Here is a 20,684-nt window from a genome sequence, read left to right on the forward strand (position 1 = left end):
CGTTAGCGTTCGGGGAAGGGGTTGACGGCACGGACAGTCCCGTAGAGCTGCCCGTGATTGAGGTCTTCTGTATAGAGCGTCCCGGCCCCGAGGCGCCCTGCTGCGGCGATGAGCGCGGCGTCCCAATAGTGAATCTGGTAGCGCTGCGAGAGGGCGATGCCCTCGACGACGATGTCGGAACCGACCTCGGCGACAGGCATGAGCGACAGCCGGCGGATCCATTCGAAGGCTTCGCCCACCGGCAGTCCGTACTTTTTCGTGGTGACGACATAGAATTCCGCCAGCACCTGTCCGGACAGGCCGTTGCCGCCAGCGGCAAGGATGTCGTGGGCGATCTCCCAGTGTCTCGGATAGTCATGTCTCCCCGTCGCCGCATAGATCAGGACGTTCGTGTCGAGGAAGCACGTGCTCCGCATAGATGCCCTCCCGATCGAACCGATAGCTCGGCCCGAGGCGCGCCGATGTGGTCTCGCTCATCGCGCGCAGTTCGCGCATCGCCTCGGCCACTCGCTCCTCGTTCTGGCCAAGGCTTTCCAGATGCTGACGCACGATGGCGTTGAGCGTCGTACCACGCTTGACGGCATAGGCCCGGGCGCGGTCGAGGACTTCGTCTTCGATGGCAAGAGTGACGTTCTTCATCGCACCATCTCCACAGGATCACACAGTGACAGAATGTGTGATCCTGTGCTCCGATTCAACCCTTGACGGCGGCGACGATCTTCTTCGCCGCATCGTCGAGATCGTCCGCCGCGGTGATGGCGAGGCCGCTCTCGTTCAATATCTTCTTGCCCTCGGCGACGTTCGTGCCTTCCAGGCGCACCACCAGCGGCACGGTCAGGCCGACATCCCGGACCGCGGCGACGACGCCCTCGGCGATGACGTCGCACTTCATGATGCCGCCGAAGATGTTGACGAGGATGCCCTTCACGTTCGGGTCGGCGGTGATGATCTTGAAGGCCGCGGTGACCTTCTCCTTGTTGGCGCCGCCGCCGACGTCGAGGAAGTTCGCGGGCTCGGCGCCGTAGAGCTTGATGATGTCCATGGTCGCCATCGCAAGGCCGGCGCCGTTCACCATGCAGCCGATGTCGCCGTCGAGCGCGACATAGGCGAGGTCGAACTTCGACGCCTCGATCTCCTTGGCGTCCTCCTCGCTCTCGTCGCGCAGCGCCTTGATGTCGTCGTGGCGGTAGAGCGCGTTGCCGTCGAAGGACATCTTGGCGTCGAGGACGCGCAGCCGGCCGTCCTTCATGACGATCAAGGGGTTCACCTCGAGGAGCGCCATATCCTTCTGGGTGAAGGCGTCATAGAGGATGGGGAAGAGCGTCAGACCGTCGGTCCGTGCCTGGTCCTTCAGCTCCAGCGCGTCGCAGAGCTTCGCCGCGTCGGCATCGGTCACCCCGGCCGTCGGATCGATCGCGACGGTCACGATCTTCTCGGGCGTGTCGTGCGCGACCGTCTCGATGTCCATGCCGCCCTCCGTCGAGACGACGAAGGCGACCTGGCCGACCGAGCGGTCGACGAGGATCGACAGGTACAGCTCGCGGTCGATGTCGGCGCCGTCCTCGATGTAGAGGCGGTTGACGACCTTGCCGGCGTCGCCCGTCTGCTTCGTCACCAGCGTGTGGCCAAGCATGTCGCGGGCGTTGGCGACGACTTCCTCGATCGAGCGCGACAGGCGCACGCCGCCCTTGGCGTCGGGGCCGAGCTCGACGAACTTGCCCTTGCCACGGCCGCCGGCATGGATCTGGCTCTTCACGACATAGAGCGGACCGGGCAGCTGCTTCGCCGCCGCTTCCGCCTCGCTCGCCGAGGTGATCGCAACGCCCGCAGCGACGGGCGCGCCAAAGCTCTTCAGCACTTCCTTGGCCTGGTATTCGTGGATGTTCATCGGGGATCTCTTTTCCGTGTGGCGGTCGCAGCCTTTCGGCGCGCCAAGTGTCGGATGCTAAAAGGGCCGGCGCGGGGCCGGCCCAGAGGATCAGGCGAGGTTCGGGGCGATGGTGGCGCAGGCCTCCATCAGGCCGCGCACCGAGGCGACGGATTTCTCGAACTGCGCCTGCTCGTCGCCGATCAATTCGATCTCGATGACCCGCTCGACGCCGCCGGCGCCGATGACGCAGGGCACGCCGACATACATGTCCTTCTGGCCGTACTCGCCCTTGAGGGCGGCGGCGCAGGGCAGGACTCGCTTCTTGTCCTTGAGATAGCTCTCGGCCATCTCGATCGCGGAGGCGGCCGGCGCGTAGTAGGCCGAACCGGTCTTCAGCAGGCCGACGATCTCGGCGCCGCCGTCGCGGGTGCGCTGGACGATCTCTTCCAGCTTCTCCTTGGAGATCCAGCCCATCTTGACGAGGTCGGTCAGCGGGATGCCGGCGACCGTCGAATAGCGCGTCAGCGGAACCATGGTGTCGCCGTGGCCACCCAACACGAAGGCGGTGACGTCCTGCACCGAGACGTTGAACTCGGTCGCGAGGAAGGTGCGGAAACGACCGGAATCGAGAACGCCGGCCATTCCGACGACCTTGTTCTTCGGCAGGCCGGAGAATTTCTGCAGCGCCCAGACCATGGCGTCCAGCGGGTTGGTGATGCAGATGACGAAGGCGTCCGGCGCGTATTTCGCAATGCCGGCGCCGACCTGCTCCATGACCTTCAGGTTGATGCCGAGGAGATCGTCGCGGCTCATGCCGGGCTTGCGCGGCACGCCGGCGGTGACGATGCACACGTCCGCGCCCTCGATGCCGGCATAGTCGTTGGCGCCGGAGAGCTTTGCGTCAAAACCTTCCACCGGGCCGGACTGGGCGATGTCGAGCGCCTTGCCCTGCGGCGTGCCCTCGGCGATGTCGAACATGACGATGTCGCCGAGTTCCTTGAGCGAGGCGAGGTGGGCGAGCGTGCCGCCGATCATGCCGGAGCCGATGAGGGCGATCTTCTTGCGGGCCATGGATGTCCTTCGTATCGGTTGCTTGGCGCCTGTTACGCCGCGATCACTGACAGTTCATTGACGACCACGGGTGGAAACATCACGGGGGTCGCCGCAGCCCTGCCTGAACGATCACTGTCCAATGCGCGGGCGGCACTCTGCCGCAGGGCATAAAGCGCTTCGCCCGTCTTTTCAACAGTTCGCGTTGCAGCATAACGTTTTCAAACGTTTAGTGCGCTCGGCATTTACGTAAACGGAAGAGTGTTTTGCCTGCCGGAACAAGGCGAAGCAGGGGCGGACCACTGTGACAAGAAATTCATCGAATATTTCTATCGGTCGACGGCCTGACGCCCGCAGGCGGGCCGGAAGGATGCTGTTCGTCGGATCGCCGACAGCGTCGCCGGCGTGGCGGCGCGCTCACAGGAAGAGCCGGGAGCTCACGGCGCGGCAGACTGCCCCGTGAAGGAGGCCGTCGCATCTCGCCCGCCGGCAGCGTCGAACGCCGGTCGTTCGCGGTCGGACAGCAATCAGGCCGGCGTCTCCTTGCCGGCGGAGGCGGCGGCCAGATAGTCGGCCGAGCGCATCTCCGTCAGCCGCGACACGGTGCGGGCGAACTCGAAGGCTTCGGTCCCGGTCTGGCCCCGGTAGATCTCGTCGATCGGCGCCTCGGCCGACAGGACGACGCGCCGGCCGCAATCATAGAGCGTATCGATCAGCGTGATGAAGCGCTTGGCCTCGTTGCGCTCGGCCTCGGCCATGACCGGCACACGGTCGATCACCAGGGTATGGAAGCGCTTGGCGAGCGCCAGGTAGTCCTGTGCACCGAGCGGCCGCTTCAAGAGGTCGCCAAAGTCGAACCGCGCCGCGCCATTGCCGGCAGCCGGCACGCGGACGGTGCGCCCCTTGACCGAGAGCGAGGCCGGGCCGGGCTTCTGTCCGGCCAGCAGCGCCGTCCAGACCGTGTCCATGCGCGCATCCGCCTCGGGACCGAGCGGCGTCACATAGAGGTTCTCCTCCCCCACGGCCGCGAGGCGGTAGTCCTCGGCGGCGTCCAGCCGGACGATGTCGACATGGAGCTTCAATTCGTCGAGGAAGGGCAGGAACAGACCGCGGTTCAGACCGTCGCGGTAGAGATCGTCCGGCGCGACGTTGGACGTGGCGACGAGGACGACGCCGGTTTCGAACATCGCCTTGAAAAGGCGCGACAGGATCAGCGCGTCGGCGACGTCGGTGACCGAGAACTCGTCGAAGCAGAGGAGCTTTGCCGTCGCCGCGATGTCGGCGGCGACCGGCGGCATCGGATCGTCGCCGCGCGCGCTGCCGTCCTTGACCGCCGCGCGGTGCGCGCCGATCCGCTCGTGCACCTCGGCCATGAAGGCATGGAAATGCACCCGGCGCTTCGGTGATACCGAGGCCGAGCGATAGAACATGTCCATGATCATCGTCTTGCCGCGGCCGACCTCACCATGGATGTAGACGCCCCGCACCGGCTCGGCCGGCCTGGACTTGCCGAACAGCCAGCCAAGCGCGCTCTGCTTGGAGGCGAGATTGGTTGCCGAGAGCTGGCGATCCAGGAGGTCGAGCCGATCGGCGAGCCTGCGCTGTGCCGGATCCGCCTCGATCTCGCCGCTCGAGACGAGCCGGTCGAGCGCCGACCGGACCGGGCCCGGACGCTGGCGGATCGGCGGGGAGGAAGGGGACATGGCAAGACTCGGGATGCGAAGAGCGATGGATGAGCGATCGACAGTAGGGAGAGGTCCGGTGCCCCGACGCCATCCCGGCTCGATACGACCCCGGTCTTGGCCGAACGCCCTCCCGTTACGCCAGCTTGACCCGGGATCCCTTTCTCGAACGCCGAAGAGATCCGCGGACGGGCCGGCCGCCAAGAGCTGAGCCGGTTCAGAACAACCTCGGTCATGCCGGGTATGGACAGTTCAAGTCACGCCGGTCGCCAGACCGTATCGCGACCGGAACGGACAGGGGATGGCCCCGGCCCGCCGCAGGGCGAAGGGATCAGCGGTAGAGGCTGATCGCCGCGCCGCCGGTGGTCTGGCCGTCATAGCGGGTGCCGCCGGAATTGTTCAGGCTGGCCACGGTCGACCCGCTCGAATCCTTCAGGACGACCTGGCTTCCCGACACGTCCCAGGCCGAAACGTCCGCGACCTGACCCGGGCATCCGCGCGAGGCGGCGCGGTAGCCGCCGGTCCACTTGGTCAGGGCCATGAAGATCTGGCAGTTGCCGCCGCCCGAAGAAACCTTCCAGGCGCCGACGAGGCCCTCGCGCGTGACCGGGCCGGCCGAAGCGGTCTGTACCGGCGCAGCCGGAGAGGCCGGCGTCGTCCCGGCCGTCGGATCGACGGGTGGCGGCGTGGCCGTAGCCACGGTCACCGGCGGGGGAGGCGCAGGCGGCGGCGGCAGCTGGCTCGACGATACCTGTCCGGTCGGGGCGGGCCGCAGGGGTGCCAGTCCGCTGTCGGCCATCGGCGAGACCGAGCGGGTGCAGGCGGAAACCGCCAGAACCGACGCCAGAACCGCACATGTCTTCATCATTCGTGTCATCACTTGGTCTTTCCCCGGCGCCGGCTGTACGGTCCGTGTCGGCCGACAGCGCTCCAGCGCTAACCCTCTTGACCGATTTCCGATCCCTCGACCGTCGCGGTCGATCCGCCATCCTTGCCGAAGGAGAGGCGGCTCGGATGCCGCGCCTCCTGCCGAAAAAGGCTTCATTTCCTCTTAAAGCGGAGCGAACCGGCCTTTCGCAAGGTGGAATAACGCGCATTTGCGCACAATTGGCGGCAAAACGGTCGATCAGGCGGCAGATCGGCCAAATCGCAACAGTTTGCCACAAATGCCACCGGCTGCCGCGACTAGGGGCTTCGATCAGCTGTCGGAATCGGCTTTCGGGATTTCGACGTCGATCATCGGACGGTGGAAATCGCCGGTCACCGGGTCCATCGCCCAGAGCTCGCCGGTGGAGATATCGAACCAGGCGCCGTGAAGGCTCAGCCGGCCCTTGCCCTCCAGGATGGAGACGCAAGGAAAGGTGCGCAGATTGGCAAGCGAGAAGCGGATCGAGATGCGCTCCAGCGCCGTCTGGCGTTCCCCCGTCGTCATCAGACCGTTCGCCATCACGACCTTGGCCGGCGCCTCGACCATGCTCATCCACTTGCCGATGAAATCGCCGGGCGAGAGCGGCTTGGCCTCCGGATCGAGCGCCGCCTTGATGCCACCGCAGCGGCCGTGCCCGAGCACCACGATGTGCTGGACCTTCAGCGCCTGCACGGCGAATTCAAGCGCCGCGGATGTCGCATGGTATTCGCCGTCGGGCGAATAGGGCGGCATCAGATTGGCGACGTTGCGGATGACGAAGAGCTCGCCCGGCGCCGCGTCGAAGATCGTCTCGGGCGCCGCGCGCGAGTCGCAGCAGGCGATGACGAGCGTGCGCGGCTCCTGGCCCTCGCGCGCGAGTTCCCGGTAGCGCTGCTCTTCCGTCCGGTAGCGCCCGGACATGAAGGCCTTGTGGCCGGCAAGAAGATGGTCGGGTAACAGCTCCATGCCTTCGCTCCTACCGCATCGCGGTTCCGCCATCAATCGGCTCCCGTGCGGCGAGCGGGCATCTGCTCTCGCACGCTCGCCTGTCGGCTACGCCCAGATCGCGATCGGCAGGCCCTGCGCATCGCGGTCGGGCGGCGCCGGATGCGCCACGGCGATGCCGGCGACATGGCGCGCGGCCACACACAGCATGGCGCAGGCGTCCAGAAAATCGTCCTGGGCCGAGCCCGCCGGCGCCGGTGCATAGAGAAAGCCGCGGTCGAGCCCGGCGGCCAGAAGAAGCCGGCGCCGCTCCTCCATGCCCGCGGCGTCGACGCTGCCCCGGATCTTCTTCGGACTGGCCACGGGTTCACTGCCATTGAGGAGGCGGAAGGCCAGCTCCGGATGGCTCTCGATCACCCGATCCGCGCGGCGGGGATCGGCGCGCAGCAGACGGTCGATCTCGATGATCTTGGGGAACAGGCCGAATCCCTGGATCGAGATGCGGCGTGGCGGGTGCGACAGCCGCGCGGCGATGTCACAGGCCGCGCGATAGGCTTCGCGGCGATGCAGCTCGGAACGGAAGGGTCCCGCCCCGGCCTCCACCGCCGCCCGTGCCGGAATCGAGAAGACGCTGGACTGGCGCGCGCCGAGGAGCGGCCGCGTCGCCTTTTCCGCTGCCCGTCCCGGTCCCTCGATCCGCTCGGGCAGGCCGATCGGCATGTCGACGGCAAGAACGGCGTCGTCCGGCAAGGCACCCAGCAGAAAATCGAAGCGCGGAAACACCCGCGCCTCCAGCCTCGCGGGCAACAGGGCACCGACAGCGTCCCCGGCTGGCCCCGCGTCTGTCCCACCCAGCCGCCCGATCACCGCCACCCAGCCGGCGCGGCAGCCGTCGACGCCGGCGATCACGCGCCCGCTGCCGGCAGCGTCGGCCGCATCATACGATCCGGTGACGTCCCCGCTCACGCCCGCCGGTTGCCGTGCGGCAGTCCGAGCCGGCGCATCTGCACCATGGCCATCGGATGCTTCAGGCTGTCGGTGTCGGTTTCCAGCGTCAGCTCGTTGGCGCCGCGCTTCGTCGTCCGCGCCAGGATCTCGTAGACCGCTGCCGTCGTCGTCTGCAGCGCCTTTTCGTTCGTCATGCCGGAGAGGATGCGGGCGAGAAATACCGCCGAGGTGAGATCGCCGAGACCGTTCGGGGCGTTCGGGATCTGCCGGTGCTCGGCCAGAGCCGCCTGATATCCGTCGACGAGGAGGTTGCCGGTGCCGCCCTTCAGCAGCGGAAAGGCCGAGGTGACGACCACGGTCGGCGGCCCGAGGGCACTGGCCGCCTCGATGAGATGCGAATTGTCGGAGAATTCGAGCCCGGTCAGAAACTCCAGCTCGAAGCGGTTCGGCGTCACGATATCGGCGAGCGGCAGCAGATGATCGCGGATGGCGACGAGCGTGGCCTCCGGCTGGTACAGCTTTCCGCCGTCGCCGAGCACCGGATCGAGCAGGTAGACGAGGTTCGGATTGACCGTTCGGATCGCCTCGATCAGGCGCGCCGCGGGCTCGACCTGTTCGGGCGCGCCGAAATAGCCGGTGATGACCGCACCGATCTCGCCCAGCCAGGGCGCGCGGCAAAGGTCGGCGACAAGGCTGGCGAAGGTATCTGCGGGCGGCACGATGCGCGTCGACGGGCCGTGGCCGGGATGCCAGGGCAGCGTCACCGTCGGCACGGCCCAGACCGGAAAGCCCAGCGATTCCAGCGCCAGCACGACGGCGCGGTTGCCCACCGTGCCGCGCACGACATGGCTGGAGATCGAAAGGACGGCCGGCAGGTCCCGCCGGGACGAAGCATGTGTCGCGCTCATCGGAACTAGCTGCGCATGAGGTAGAGAACGAGTGAAACCGCCATCGCCAGGAAGGCGATGAAACCCAGGATCCGGCCGATACGCGTGCCCAGCACCTCGATCGGATCGTCTCGGTCGGCATCGACGGCGGAAAGATGGCCCCAGGTATTCGACAGGAGCCGGCCGGTCCCGGCCCCGATCTGCGGGCTGGTCTCCTCGTTGATGCGATGCAGGATGGCCGCCGCCTCGCGGGTCCGCGCATCGTCGCCGGATTCATGCCGGGAAGGGCCTGTGGATGGTTCGCTCATGCCGGGAAGCCTGACGGAAAAGACGGTCGAGAGCAAGCCGCGGACCGTCTGTCGCGCCTGCAAACGCCGTGTTACAGAGGCGGGCGCGCCGGCAGCCCGGCTGGACGTGCCCCTCCCCGGCTTGCCCCGGATCGCCCCTCGGAGCCGATGATGTCCCCTGCCGCCCGCCTCTTCCGTCCCCTACTTGTCCTGGCCTTGCTCGGGCCGCTTCTGTCCGCCTGCGGGATCAACACCATCCCGACGCTGGAGGAGCAGGCGAAGGCCTCCTGGAGCCAGGTGCAGAACCAGTACCAGCGCCGTTCCGACCTCATCCCGAACCTCGTCGAGACGGTGAAGGGGTATGCGGCACAGGAGAAGGAGGTTCTGACCGCCGTGGTCGAGGCGCGCGCCAAGGCGACCGCCACCAATATCGACGCCAGCCAGCTGACCGACCCGGCCGCGGTGCAGAAATTCCAGGCCGCGCAAGGCGAGCTCTCCGGCGCGCTGTCACGCCTGCTCGTCACCGTCGAGGCCTATCCCGACCTCAAGTCGAACCAGAATTTTCTCGCTTTGCAGAGCCAGCTCGAAGGCACCGAGAACCGCATCGCCGTCGCCCGGCGCGACTTCATCGATGCCGTGCGCGTCTACAACACCGAGCTCCGGACGATTCCCGGCTCGTGGTATGCGAGCTGGTTCTATCCGGAGTCCAAGCCAATGGAATCCTTCACCGCCGAGGCCGGCTCCGACCAGCCGCCGACGGTGAAGTTCAACTGAGGTCTTGCCGGTGATTCCCCGGCCTGCAACGGCTATCCCGCCCGGCGGTGACCGGGGCAGCTGGCGGGGGAAAGCGCTCGTCATCGTGTTGGCGCTCTTCGTCGTCGCGCTGGTTTCCGGCGTGCAGCCGGCGGCGGCTCAGGACTACCCGGCCCTCACCGGCCGCGTCGTCGATGCGGCCGATCTGCTCGATCCTGCGACGGAAACGGCCCTCGACCAGAAGCTTGCGGCCTTCGAGCAGACATCGTCCGACCAGGTCGTCGTCGCCACCGTGCCCGATCTCCAGGGTCAGGCCATCGAGGAATTCGGCGTCGGTCTCGGCCGTGCCTGGAAGATCGGCCGCGAGGGCGAGAACAACGGCGTCGTCCTCCTCGTCTCCCGCGACGACCGCAAGGTGCGCATCGAGGTCGGCTACGGCCTCGAAGGCACGCTCACCGACGCCCTGTCGTCGCTGATCATCCAGAGCGATATCCTCCCCTCCTTCCGGGCCGGCGACTATCAGGCGGGAATTACCAACGGCGTCGACGGCATCCTGAAAGTGCTCTCCGGCGATGCCGCCGAGCTCCAGGCGCGGGCCGAGCGCAATGCCGGATGGGAGGGGGAGGACGTCGAAGGCATCGTGTTCTTTCTGCTCTTCGCGCTGGTCTGGATCTTCGTGATCGGGGCCGGCATGATGAGCTTCTTCGCCCGCCGCTTCGGCACCAAGGTCGGCAAGAACCGCTGGCGCTGGCTCGGCATGGTCTGGGCGCTCTCGCAGTCGAGCGGCGCCGGCCGTTCCGGCAGTTCCTTCGGGGGCGGCGGATTTTCCAGCGGTTCCTCGGGCGGCGGCTTCTCCGGCGGCGGCGGCTCCTTCGGCGGCGGAGGCTCGTCCGGCTCATGGTGAAAAACCTCGCCTTCACCAAAGCCGACCACGCCCGCGTCGACGCGGCGATCCGCGCGGCCGAAGCAAGGACGAGCGGCGAGATCTTTGCCGTCTTCGCACGGTCGAGCGACAGTTACGTCTTCGTCTCCTCCTTCTTCGCGCTTCTCCTCACCTTCGCCGCGGCGCTCATCTCGGCCCTCGTCGCCGCCATCGCGGACATCCCCGTCTCGGGCCTGACGCTGCAGGTGACGGAGCTGGTCCTCGCAGGTCTCCTGCTGCTGGCGCTTCGCCTGTCCGTGCCGCTGCGCATGCTCTTCGTCCCCGCCGGGCTGAAGGCCGAGCGCGCGCACCGCACCGCGCTTGCGCAGTTCATGGCGCACAATCTCCAGGCGACCGAAAACCGCACCGGCGTCCTCATCTTCGTCTCCGAGGCCGAGCACCACGCCGAAGTTATCGCGGATGCCGGCATCAACGAAAAGGTGCCCCAGGCCGAATGGGACGCGCTTGTCGCCATGCTCGTCGAGGCGGCGAAGGCCGATCGCCTCGCCGACGGCTATGTCGAGGCGATCGCCGCCGCCGGCCGCATTCTCGGGGCGCACTTTCCCGCCACCGGCAGAAACCCGAACGAAATCCCGGACCGCCTCGTCGAACTCTGACGGACGCCGGCGGCACCCGCGATGGCGAGGCCGCGATCGTCCCGTCATCCGGGCATGACATGCTGCGCCGAGCCGCATTCATGAGAAGTCGCAAGGGTCGAATCGCCGTCCCGCCCTATGTTGCCGTGAAGACCGATGGAGGACGAGACCGCATGACCCCTGCCAAAGCCGACATCCTGGCCGCCGTTCTCGCCACGCTCGATACCGCGGGCGATGCCGCGACCCTCGCGCCGCTTCTCTTCGACCGGCCGCCCGCCGACGATCTCGCCGGCTTCGAGCCGGCGGCCCTGGCCTTTGCGGCGGCCCACGCCGCCGCCGCGCTGACCGCCCATCGCGCCGGGTCGCCGGTCGTCGCCGTCGAAATGGCCGACACATTCGCTGTTGCCGGCACCGAACTCTTGCTCACGACCATCGTCAACGACGACATGCCATTCCTCTTCGACTCCGTCATGGCGGAGATCGCCGAACGGGCTGCCGGAATCGCCTATATCTCGCACCCGATCCTCGACATCGCCCGCGACGCGGGCGGGACGATCCGGAGCTTTTCCGCTGCCGGCGCGCTGGGGTCCATCGGCGAAAATGCCGCCCGCGTCAGTCTGATCCAGGTCGCGATCGAGCCGGATTCCGACCCGGACGGCGCCGCCCGTCTTGCCGCCGCGCTCGACCGGATCCTGCGCCAGGTCCATCTCGCCGTCCGCGATTTCCGCCCCATGCTGAAGCGTGTGGGCGAGGCAGCGGCGGACATGCGCGAGCGTGCGAACGCCCTCGCCGGCACGCCGCAGCAGGCGATGGTTGCCGAGTCCGCCAATCTTCTGGACTGGCTTCTGGCCGACAATTTCATCTTCCTCGGCGCCCGCGAGTTCGACTATGTCGGCGCCGCGCACGAGGAAGCGCTGGTGCGCCGCGACGAGGAAGCGCTCGGCATCCTGTCCGACCCGGAAGTGCGCGTCCTTGGCCGTGCCGGCCAGGCCGTGACGACGACGCCGGAGATCCGCGCCTTCCTGCAGGCGCCGAACCCGCTGATCGTCACCAAGGCCAATTCCCGCTCCTTGGTCCACCGCCGCAGCTACATGGATTACATCGGCGTCAAACGCTACGCCGAGGACGGCAGCTTCATCGGCGAGCTGCGCATCGTCGGCCTCTTCACCTCCTCGGCCTACACCCACTCCATCCTGACCATCCCCTATCTCCGGCTGAAGGCCGAGACCGTGATCGCGCGCTTCGGCCTCGCCAGCGGCTCGCACTCGGCCAAGGCGCTCCTCAACGTCCTGGAATCCTATCCGCGCGACGAAATGTTCCAGATCGACGTCGATCTCCTCGAGCGCTTTGCCGGCACCGTGCTCGACCTCGGCGAGCGGCCGCGGGTGCGGGTCCTGCCGCGCGTCGACCGCTTCGACCGTTTCGTCTCCATCCTCGTCTTCGTGCCGCGCGACCGCTATGATTCGCGCCTGCGCGAGCGCATCGGCCAGCTCCTCGCCGAAAGCTTCGACGGCCACATCTCGGCCTACTACCCGGCCTTCCCCGAGGGTGGACTGACGCGAGTCCACTTCATCGTCGGCCGCCCCGGCGGATCGACGCCAACGGTCGACGCCGCCGCGCTGGAGCAGCGCATCGCCGAGATGGCGAAAGCCTGGGAGGACGGCTTCATCCGGGCGATCCACGCCGAGGGCGCGTCGCACGACCTCGTCGACTTCGCCGCGGGCCTGCCCGACAGCTATCGCGACGTCGTCGCGCCGGCCGAGGCGGTGGGCGACACGCAATGCATGGCGGAGCTCAGGCAGGACGCGGCGCTCTCGGTCGACTTCTACCGTCGTCCCGGCGATCCGGACACGCTGGTACGGCTGAAGATCTACCATCTCGGCGCCGCCGTCGCCCTGTCGACGCGCGTGCCGATCCTCGAAAACATGGGCTTTTCAGCCATTTCCGAGCGCACTTTCCAGATCCGCCGCCCGGACGGCGAGACGGTCCACCTCCACGACATGGACCTCGTGCGCCAGCGCGGGGGGGCGATCGTCCTTGCCGACGACGGCGCGGCCCTGCAGGTGACCTTTGCCGCGGTCTCCGCCGGCGAGATCGAGAATGACGGCTTCAACGCCCTCGTCCTCGAAGCTGGCCTTTCCTATCGCCAGGCGAATGTTCTCAGGGCCTATGCGCGCTATCTGCGCCAGGCCGGCATCGCCTACGGCCAGGATTTCCTCGCCGCGACGCTCCTGCGCCAGCCGGCGATCGCCGCTTCGCTCTGGCAGGTCTTCGACGCGAGCTTCAATCCGGCCCACGCACCCGTCCCGGCCCCCGCAACCTCGGACAATCCGGAGGATCCGGCCGATCCGCAGGCCGTCCAGCGCCGCCTGGCCGAGGCGCATGGCGCCGCGAAATGCTTCGATGCCGTCATCGAGGCCTTGGACGACGTCGACAGCCTCGACGACGACCGCATCATCCGCCGCTTTCTCGGCGTGATCCTGGCGACCCTGCGCACGAACTTCTACGCCGTCGACGGCACCTCGGCCGAGGAGGGCTCCACACCGACCCATGTCGCGCCCGCGCTCGCCTTCAAGCTCGATTCCTCGGCCGTCGAGGGGCTCCCCGCGCCGGTGCCGTTCCGCGAGATCTTCGTCTTCGATGCCCGCGTCGAGGGCGTGCACCTGCGCTTCGGCCGCGTCGCCCGCGGCGGCTTGCGCTGGTCCGACCGCAGCCAGGACTACCGCACCGAGGTGCTCGGCCTCGTCAAGGCGCAACAGGTGAAGAACGCCGTCATCGTGCCGGTCGGCGCCAAGGGCGGCTTCTTCCCCAAACGCCTCGGCGATCCCGCGAGCCGCGACACCTGGTTCGAGGCCGGCCGCGCGGCCTACGTGGTCTTCATCGCCTCGCTGCTCTCGGTCACCGACGATATCGACGGCGCCGACATCGTGACGCCGGACAAGGTCAAGCGCTATGACGGCGAGGATCCCTATTTCGTCGTCGCCGCCGACAAGGGCACCGCGACCTTTTCCGACACCGCCAATGCCATCGCACAGGCCAACGGCTTCTGGCTCGACGACGCCTTCGCCTCGGGCGGCTCGGTCGGCTACGACCACAAGGCCATGGGCATCACCGCCCGCGGCGCCTGGGAAGCGGTGAAGCGGCATTTCCGCGAAATGGATCGCGATATCCAGACGGCGCCCTTCACCGTCGTCGGCTGCGGCGACATGTCGGGCGACGTTTTTGGCAACGGCATGCTCCTGTCGCCCGAAACGCGGCTCATCGCCGCCTTCGACCACCGCGACATTTTTCTCGACCCCAATCCTGACGCGGCCGCATCGCTTGCCGAGCGCCAGCGCCTGTTCGCCCTTCCGCGCTCCTCCTGGGCCGACTACGACAAGGCGCTGATCTCGGCCGGCGGCGGCGTCTTTTCGCGGCGGGAGAAGCTGATCCGCCTGTCGCCGGAAGCCGCCGCCGCCATCGGCTGGGACCGGATGTCGGGGACACCCGCGGAAATCATCAACGCCATCCTGAAGGCGCCGGCGGACCTCCTCTGGTTCGGCGGCATCGGCACCTACATCCGCTCGTCCGCCGAGACCAATGCCGATGTCGGTGATCGCGCCAACGATGCCCTGCGCGTTACGGGCGCCCAGGTCCGGGCGAAAGTCGTCGGCGAGGGTGCCAATCTCGGCGTCACCCAGCGCGGCCGCATCGAATATGCCCGGGCCGGCGGGCGCATCAACACCGACGCCATCGACAATTCCGCCGGCGTCAACACGTCCGACGTCGAGGTCAACATCAAGATCGCGCTGAAGAGCGCCATGGCCGAGGGCCGCCTCACCCGCGAAAGCCGCAACGTGCTCCTGGCCTCGATGACGGCCGAGGTCGGCCAGCTCGTGCTCGCCAACAATTACGAGCAGACGCTGGCGCTGTCGCTGGAGGCGCGGCGCGGTGTCTCGGCCCTGCCGCTGCAGGCGCGCTTCATGACGGTGCTGGAGGAGGCGGGCCTGCTCGACCGCGCCGTCGAGCTCCTGCCGACCGATGCCGGGCTCGCCGACCTGCGGGCCTCCGGCATCGGCCTCTCCCGGCCGGAAGTCGCGGTGCTGCTCGCCTATTCCAAGATCGTTCTGTTCGACCAGTTGATCGACAGCAGCCTGCCCGACGATCCCTATCTCCGCGATCGGCTGTTCACCTATTTCCCGGCGCCGATGCGGCAGGCGCATGCCGGCGACATCGAGGGCCATCGCCTGGCCCGCGAAGTCGTCGCGACGGTGCTGGCCAATCTTGCCGTCAACTGTCTCGGTCCGACCTTCGTCACATCGGTGCGCGACGCGACGGGCGCCGCGCCCGCCGAGGTCGTCGCGGCCTTCGTCGCGGCCTATGACGGGCTGGGCGGCGGCGGCCTCCTCACCCGGATCGACGGACTCGATGCGAAAATCCACGGCGAGACGCAGAACGCACTCTACGCCGCCGCCTCCGGCATGCTTCAGGGCGTGACCCGCTGGTTCGTGCAGAATGGCGACCTCGGCACGGGTCTGGGCACCGCCATCGCCGCCGTGCAGGAGATCGCCGCGACGCTGCGACCGCAGCTCCTGTCGCTTGCGAGCAACCGTGCCCGCCAGGAGGCCGAGGATCGCGTCAGGCAATGGCAGGAAAAGGGCGTGCCGGGCGATCTCTCGGCCGAGATCGCGCTCCTGCCGCTTCTCGCGCTCGTGCCGGACATCGCCTTTGTCTCACGTGAAACAGGAACGCCGCTGCAGTCGGCCGTGTCGGCCTATTTCGACATCACCCGGCTGTTCGAGATCGGCCGGCTGGAGGCAGCCCTCCAGCGGCTGGAGCCGGTCGACTACTACGAGATCCTGGCACTCGACCGCGCCGCCAGCCAGATCGCCAGCGCCCGCCGCCGCCTCACGGCGCGCGCGCTCGCCGAATTCGGCGCGGCGGCAGCTCCCGTCGCCGCCTGGGCCGAGAGCCGCCAGGCGACGGTCGGCCGCATCACCGCCCAGATCGCCGCCCTCGCCGGCAGCGGCGACACCTCGGTCGCGCGTCTGACGGTGGCGGCGGGATTGCTGTCGGATCTGTCGGCCTAGAGTCTCGGGCGATTTATCGAGATCGCCCTATAATCTAGGTCTTTGCTTGCCGCGCCGGATGCTGCGAAAAACCGGATTCCGCTTTTTCGCCCGGCGCTTTAGGCGCGTCGGGGATGGGTATTGTCCACCGTGGGCCCCCTCATCCAGCCCTTCGGGCCACCTTCTCCCCGATGGGAAGAAGAACAGGCGTCGAGGCCCTGACAGAACTTGGTGCCATTCCTCGCCCCGCAGGGGAGAGGGTGGCCGGCGCAAAGCGCAGGACGGAAGAGGGGCGGCGCAGACTTTGGCTTTACTGGTCGCACGCCTTCCTCAGGCTGGAAGCCGTCGGCCTCTCAGCCCCCATCCTCACTTCTTCTTGTCGGCGCCCGTCGTCTGGGCTGCTGCGAACTTGCCTGGGACGGTCGAGGGAACCGCGGCCTTGGCCTTGTCGGCCTTGGGTTTGCGGGTTTCCTTGTTGCTGCGCATCTGACCTTTGGCCATGGTCTTTTTCCTCACTGGGTTGAAGGTGGGCGAACCTAGCATGGGCCGAAGCGGCGAGGCAGGGGGATTCGGCGGTTGCCAGCCCGGTCGGTGGCGCGGCGTTCGCGCACTGGCATCTTGTCCGCCCGCGCGTCACAGTGGCACTTGCCCCGGCCCGTGGCCGGCCCTGCCCGAGCCCCGGAAGACCCATGCCGACAGTTGACACGCCGCCTTTCGCCCACCCGCTCCGGCAGAAGGCGGTCTGGGGCTGGATGGCCTTCGATTTCGCCGCCCAGCCCTTCTTCACCGTGATCATCACCTTCGTCTTCGGGCCCTATCTGGTGTCGCAGATGGCGACCGACCCGGCCACGGGCCAGACCGCCTGGGGGCTGGCCGCCGCCGCCGCCTCAATCACGGTTGCCCTGTTCTCGCCCTTCCTCGGCGCCGTCGCCGATCGCACCGGCCCGCGCAAACCCTGGATCGCCTGTTTCGCCGCGGTGAAGATCTTGGCGCTCTGCGCGCTCTGGACGGCAGCACCCGGCACCAGCCTGTTCGCCGCCCTGGCGCTTCTGGTGCTGGCGCAGGTCGCGGCGGAATTCTCGATCGTCTTCAACGACGCGATGATCCCGCGTCTTGTCCGGCCCGCCAATATCGGGCGCGTGTCGAACCTTGCCTGGGGTCTAGGCTATCTCGGCGGGATGATCTTTCTCGGCCTGACGCTGGCCTTCATCGCCGGGAGCCCGGACACCGGGAAGACGCTGGCCGGCCTGCCGCCGCTGTTCGGGCTCGACCCGGCGGCGGGCGAGGGAGCGCGGGCGACGGCGCCGATGGCGGGACTCTGGTACCTCGTCTTCGTCCTGCCGATGTTCCTGTTCACGCCCGATGTCGCCGTGCGCGAGCCGATCGGACGGGCGGTGCGCGACGCGCTCGGCGATCTCGCCGGCACGGTCAGGGAGGCCCGCACGCGCCGACCGCTGTTCCGCTTCCTGCTCGCCCGGATGGCCTACCAGGACGGCGTCAACGCGCTGCTGGTTCTGGGCGGCGCGTTTGCGGCGGGCATGTTCGGCTGGTCGGTGACCGAGTCCGGCCTTTTCGGCATTCTGCTCACCGTCACGGCGATTCTCGGCTGCGCCGCCGCAGGGCTGCTCGAGTCGCGGCTGGGTTCCAAGCGCGTGGTGATCGCCTCGATCCTCTGCCTGATGCTGGCGACGCTGGGCATCGTCTCGACCGCGACGGACTCGACCCTGTTCGGGATGCTGGCCTGGCCGGCCGTGACCGCGGACGACCGTCTGTTCGCAACGCCGGCCGAGCGGGCCTATCTCGGCTGGGGACTTCTCATCGGCCTCGCCTTCGGCCCGATCCAGGCCTCGTCGCGGGCCTGGCTCGCGCAATCGGTCAGTGCCGACGAGGCAGGCCGCTATTTCGGCCTCTACTCGCTGACCGGCCGGGCGACGTCCTTCCTCGCCACGCTGTCGGTCGCGGCGCTGACCTTCCTGGCGGCGCAATGGACCAGCCCCGAACTGGCGACGCGGATCGGCATGTCGGCGATCCTCGCCTTCTTCCTCGTCGGGCTCGTCTTGTTGTGGGGCACACCCGCACCAGCGCGCGAAACCCTCCGCTGACCCAGCGGCCGATCCCGCGGCCCGGCCAGATTTCCAGGAGGCCCAGTTTTCGAAGAGGCCAGTTTTCGAAGAGGCCCGGTTTTTAAAGGGCTCGGTTTTCTAAGAAGCAGTGTCGACAGGGATGGTGAAACTCACCTTTTCGTGGCGGATCATCGCCTCGGTATAATCGTTTCCGGCCGGGCTTTCCCGGTAGGCGACCTCGACCGCCGTGATGACCTCCAACACAGGGCCGGCCGGCGGCGTCGCCCTGATCTCCAGAATTTTGATCTGCGGATTGATCCCTTGGGGGACGGCCGCGACGAGGTCGATCGTCCAGCCCGACGTTGGTGCCTCGCAGGTGCCCTTGACGATGAAGCTGGGCGTCGCCCCGGGGCCCGGCATGGCGTCGATCCAGGCCGAAAAGGTTTCCTTCTGCACGACGATGGCCATGGCTTGCCTCCCCCTTTCGACAATCGAACCGATCAACCCCTGCGAGCAGTACAGCGCAAGATGCTGAGATCGGCAAGTGGGTGGCAGCGGCCATGTCGCCCGACACCGGCCGCGGCGCGTCTCAACGCCCCCGCGGCCAATTCAGCGGCCCACATCTCTGCCCGTGAGCGCCACGCCCCGGGAAGAGGAAGGCGATACCTTGGGAAGACCACAAGCGGTGACCGCGCAGGCGACCGCCGCGGAGACCCCCCGTCAGTGCCGGAAGTGGCGCATGCCGGTAAACACCATGGCGATGCCGTGCGCGTCGGCGGCGGCGATCACCTCGGCGTCGCGCATCGAGCCGCCCGGCTGGATCACCGCCGTCGCCCCCGCTTCGATCGCCGAGATCAGGCCGTCGGCGAAGGGGAAGAAGGCGTCGGAGGCGACCACGGAGCCGTGCGTCAGCGGGACGATGGCGTGCTCCAAAACCAGCCCTGCCACGACTTCCGCGCCGGAGCGCAAGGTCGCCATCGCCCGCGCGGCATCCTCGGCCTTGCGCGCGGCGATGCGCGAGGAATCGATGCGGCTCATCTGCCCGGCGCCGATGCCGACACTGGCGAGGTCCTTGGCATAGACGATGGCGTTCGACTTCACGTGCTTGGCGACGCGAAAGGCAAAGCGCAGATCGTCCATCTCGGCCGCCGTCGGTTCCCGCTTGGTCACCACGGTCAGCTTGAGATCGTCGACGACGCCGTTGTCGCGCGACTGCACGAGAAGGCCGCCGGCGACGGATTTCACCGTCGTTCCGGTCGCGCGCGGGTCCGGCAGGCCGCCGGTGAGGAGCAGGCGCAGGTTCTTCTTCGCCGCGACGATCGAGATCGCCTCGGCATCCGCGTCCGGCGCGATGATCACCTCGGTGAACACCTCGACGATCGCGCGCGCAGCTTCCGCATCGAGCGTCCGGTTGAGCGCGACGATGCCGCCGAAGGCCGAGACCGGGTCGCAGGCGAGCGCGGCGCGGTAGGCGTCGGCAAGGTTGAGCCCTTCCGCGACGCCGCAGGGATTGGCGTGCTTGATGATGGCGACCGCCGCCGTGCGCGCGGGATCGAACTCGGCGACGAGCTCGAAGGCGGCGTCGGTGTCGTTGATGTTGTTGTAGGACAGCGCCTTGCCCTGGACCTGGCGCGCCGTCGCCACGCCCGGCCGCGCGGCGCCGTGGCGATAGAAGCCGGCCGTCTGGTGCGGGTTCTCGCCATAGCGCAGCGTCTCCGCCAGCGTCCCGGCAAAGCTGATCTTCTGCGGCGCAAGATCTTTAACTTCGTCGGCAAACCAACCGGCGATCGCACTGTCATAGGCCGCGGTACGCGCAAAGGCCCGCGCCGCCAGCCGCTTGCGAAGGTCGAGCCTTGTCTCGCCGGTGCCCTCGACCAGTGCCGCCAGGATCTCGGCATAGTCGGAAGGATCGGTCGCGACGGTGAGATAGGCGTGGTTCTTGGCCGCCGCCCGGATCATCGCGGGCCCGCCAATGTCGATGTTCTCGACTGCGGAGGCATAGTCGGCGCCGGCCGCGACCGTCGCTTCGAAGGGATAGAGATTGACGACGAGGAGGTCGATCCCGGCAATCCCATGCGCTTCCATGGCCTTCGCATGGGCCGGATCCGCCCGCACGCCGAGGAGACCGCCATGCACGCCCGGATGCAGCGTCTTCACCCGCCCGTCCATGATCTCGGGAAAACCCGTGAGATCGGCGACGTCGCGCACCGCAAGCCCCTCCGCCTCAAGCGTCTTGCGGGTACCGCCGGTCGAGACGAGTTCGACACCCTGCGCCGCCAGCGCCCGGGCGAGGTCCACCAGCCCGGTCTTGTCGGAGACCGACAAAAGCGCCCGGCGGACGGCGACGCGGTCGGGCGCGGGAAAGGCACTGGCGGTGACGGCCATGGGAAATCCTCTGGAAAATTGCGAAAGTCCGCTGTTTCCGGGGTGATACCGTGCCGGGCCGGAGGGAGCAATGTCGGGCCTTGGCCGCCTACGGCCTGATTCGTCGGCAATTCCGGAAGAGGCGGCCGCAAGGCCGGACGCGCCGAAGGCGCGGAGCTGTCCAGTTACGTCCGGGTCGAGCGGAAGCGCGGATACCTCTTTGGACCCAATGGGACCCTCATCCCGCTGCCTGTCCAGCGGATTGATGAGTAACAGAACTGCCCGGATGGATGGGTTACACCTCTTCGGTTTTGGAAGGGTCCCTCTCTGCGTCGGCTGGGGGTTTCGGTCGTATCGGGCGG

General features: G+C 67.8%; 17 protein-coding genes and 1 pseudogene. 5 read left to right on the forward strand and 13 right to left on the reverse strand.

Annotation, left to right across the window (positions count from 1 at the left end; genetic code table 11):
* Positions 1-2: 2 nt before the first annotated feature.
* From Sa4125_RS21740 to Sa4125_RS21785, 10 genes are all read right to left on the reverse strand, one after another.
* Positions 3-416: a PIN domain-containing protein gene (locus Sa4125_RS21740; protein WP_224001594.1), complete on the reverse strand. Its 414-nt coding sequence runs from the start codon at positions 414-416 to the stop codon at positions 3-5.
* Positions 355-639: a DUF6364 family protein gene (locus Sa4125_RS21745; RefSeq protein WP_224001596.1), complete on the reverse strand. Its 285-nt coding sequence runs from the start codon at positions 637-639 to the stop codon at positions 355-357. The genes Sa4125_RS21740 and Sa4125_RS21745 overlap by 62 nt, the downstream gene beginning before the upstream one ends.
* A 55-nt stretch (positions 640-694) precedes the next feature.
* The gene (gene sucC, locus Sa4125_RS21750; RefSeq protein ID WP_224001605.1) at positions 695-1,888 is read right to left on the reverse strand and encodes an ADP-forming succinate--CoA ligase subunit beta; all 1,194 of its coding nucleotides are present in this window, start codon (positions 1,886-1,888) and stop codon (positions 695-697) included.
* A 90-nt stretch (positions 1,889-1,978) separates the two neighbouring features.
* Positions 1,979-2,941: a malate dehydrogenase gene (gene mdh / locus Sa4125_RS21755; protein ID WP_224001607.1), complete on the reverse strand. Its 963-nt coding sequence runs from the start codon at positions 2,939-2,941 to the stop codon at positions 1,979-1,981.
* Between the two features lie 506 nt (positions 2,942-3,447).
* Positions 3,448-4,623, reverse strand: a complete 1,176-nt coding sequence (zapE, locus tag Sa4125_RS21760; RefSeq protein ID WP_224001609.1) for a cell division protein ZapE — start codon at positions 4,621-4,623, stop codon at positions 3,448-3,450.
* A 310-nt stretch (positions 4,624-4,933) separates the two neighbouring features.
* Entirely contained in the window at positions 4,934-5,470 is a 537-nt protein-coding gene (locus Sa4125_RS21765; protein WP_224001619.1) for a protease inhibitor Inh/omp19 family protein, read from the reverse strand.
* A 330-nt stretch (positions 5,471-5,800) separates the two neighbouring features.
* Positions 5,801-6,475 carry a carbonic anhydrase gene (locus Sa4125_RS21770; RefSeq protein WP_224001621.1) on the reverse strand — a complete coding sequence of 225 codons (675 nt, stop codon included), beginning with the start codon at positions 6,473-6,475 and terminating at the stop codon, positions 5,801-5,803.
* A gap of 87 nt (positions 6,476-6,562) precedes the next feature.
* A complete protein-coding gene (locus tag Sa4125_RS21775; protein ID WP_224001623.1) occupies positions 6,563-7,420 on the reverse strand; it encodes a DUF429 domain-containing protein in 858 nt (285 codons plus the stop codon).
* The gene (gene pdxY, locus Sa4125_RS21780) at positions 7,417-8,310 is read right to left on the reverse strand and encodes a pyridoxal kinase PdxY (protein WP_224001625.1); all 894 of its coding nucleotides are present in this window, start codon (positions 8,308-8,310) and stop codon (positions 7,417-7,419) included. The genes Sa4125_RS21775 and pdxY overlap by 4 nt, the downstream gene beginning before the upstream one ends.
* A gap of 5 nt (positions 8,311-8,315) precedes the next feature.
* Entirely contained in the window at positions 8,316-8,597 is a 282-nt protein-coding gene (locus Sa4125_RS21785; RefSeq protein ID WP_224001627.1) for a hypothetical protein, read from the reverse strand.
* A gap of 150 nt (positions 8,598-8,747) precedes the next feature.
* Here Sa4125_RS21785 and Sa4125_RS21790 point away from each other — a divergent pair, with 150 nt between their 5' ends.
* The 4 genes from Sa4125_RS21790 (at position 8,748) to Sa4125_RS21805 (ending at position 15,916) form a co-directional block, all read left to right on the forward strand.
* Positions 8,748-9,350, forward strand: a complete 603-nt coding sequence (locus Sa4125_RS21790) for a LemA family protein (protein ID WP_224001629.1) — start codon at positions 8,748-8,750, stop codon at positions 9,348-9,350.
* A gap of 85 nt (positions 9,351-9,435) precedes the next feature.
* On the forward strand, positions 9,436-10,233 hold the full coding sequence (locus Sa4125_RS21795; RefSeq protein ID WP_224001631.1) for a YgcG family protein: 798 nt from the start codon (positions 9,436-9,438) through the stop codon (positions 10,231-10,233).
* A complete protein-coding gene (locus Sa4125_RS21800; RefSeq protein WP_224001633.1) occupies positions 10,227-10,868 on the forward strand; it encodes a TPM domain-containing protein in 642 nt (213 codons plus the stop codon). The genes Sa4125_RS21795 and Sa4125_RS21800 overlap by 7 nt, the downstream gene beginning before the upstream one ends.
* Positions 10,869-11,020: 152 nt before the next feature.
* Positions 11,021-15,916 (forward strand): NAD-glutamate dehydrogenase, encoded by a 4,896-nt coding sequence (locus Sa4125_RS21805; RefSeq protein WP_224001635.1) that lies wholly within the window; start codon positions 11,021-11,023, stop codon positions 15,914-15,916.
* Positions 15,917-16,261: 345 nt separating this feature from the next.
* On the opposite strand, the gene Sa4125_RS24260 is transcribed toward Sa4125_RS21805, so the two are convergent.
* On the reverse strand, positions 16,262-16,396 hold the full coding sequence (locus Sa4125_RS24260) for a hypothetical protein (protein ID WP_267461347.1): 135 nt from the start codon (positions 16,394-16,396) through the stop codon (positions 16,262-16,264).
* Positions 16,397-16,491: 95 nt separating this feature from the next.
* Between Sa4125_RS24260 and Sa4125_RS21810 the strand changes: the two are divergent.
* Positions 16,492-17,997: pseudogene (locus tag Sa4125_RS21810) on the forward strand (MFS transporter); the annotation flags it as partial.
* Positions 17,998-18,096: 99 nt separating this feature from the next.
* On the opposite strand, the gene Sa4125_RS21815 reads toward Sa4125_RS21810, so the two are convergent.
* Both Sa4125_RS21815 and purH read right to left on the reverse strand, forming a co-directional pair.
* Positions 18,097-18,426, reverse strand: coding sequence for a hypothetical protein (locus tag Sa4125_RS21815; RefSeq protein WP_224001639.1), 330 nt, complete (start codon positions 18,424-18,426; stop codon positions 18,097-18,099).
* A gap of 252 nt (positions 18,427-18,678) precedes the next feature.
* Complete coding sequence (gene purH / locus Sa4125_RS21820; RefSeq protein ID WP_224001641.1) at positions 18,679-20,343, reverse strand: bifunctional phosphoribosylaminoimidazolecarboxamide formyltransferase/IMP cyclohydrolase; 1,665 nt, start codon at positions 20,341-20,343, stop codon at positions 18,679-18,681.
* Between the last annotated feature and the right edge of the window lie 341 nt (positions 20,344-20,684).

Source organism: Aureimonas sp. SA4125 (genome assembly GCF_019973775.1).
Taxonomy (GTDB): Bacteria; Pseudomonadota; Alphaproteobacteria; order Rhizobiales; family Rhizobiaceae; genus Plantimonas.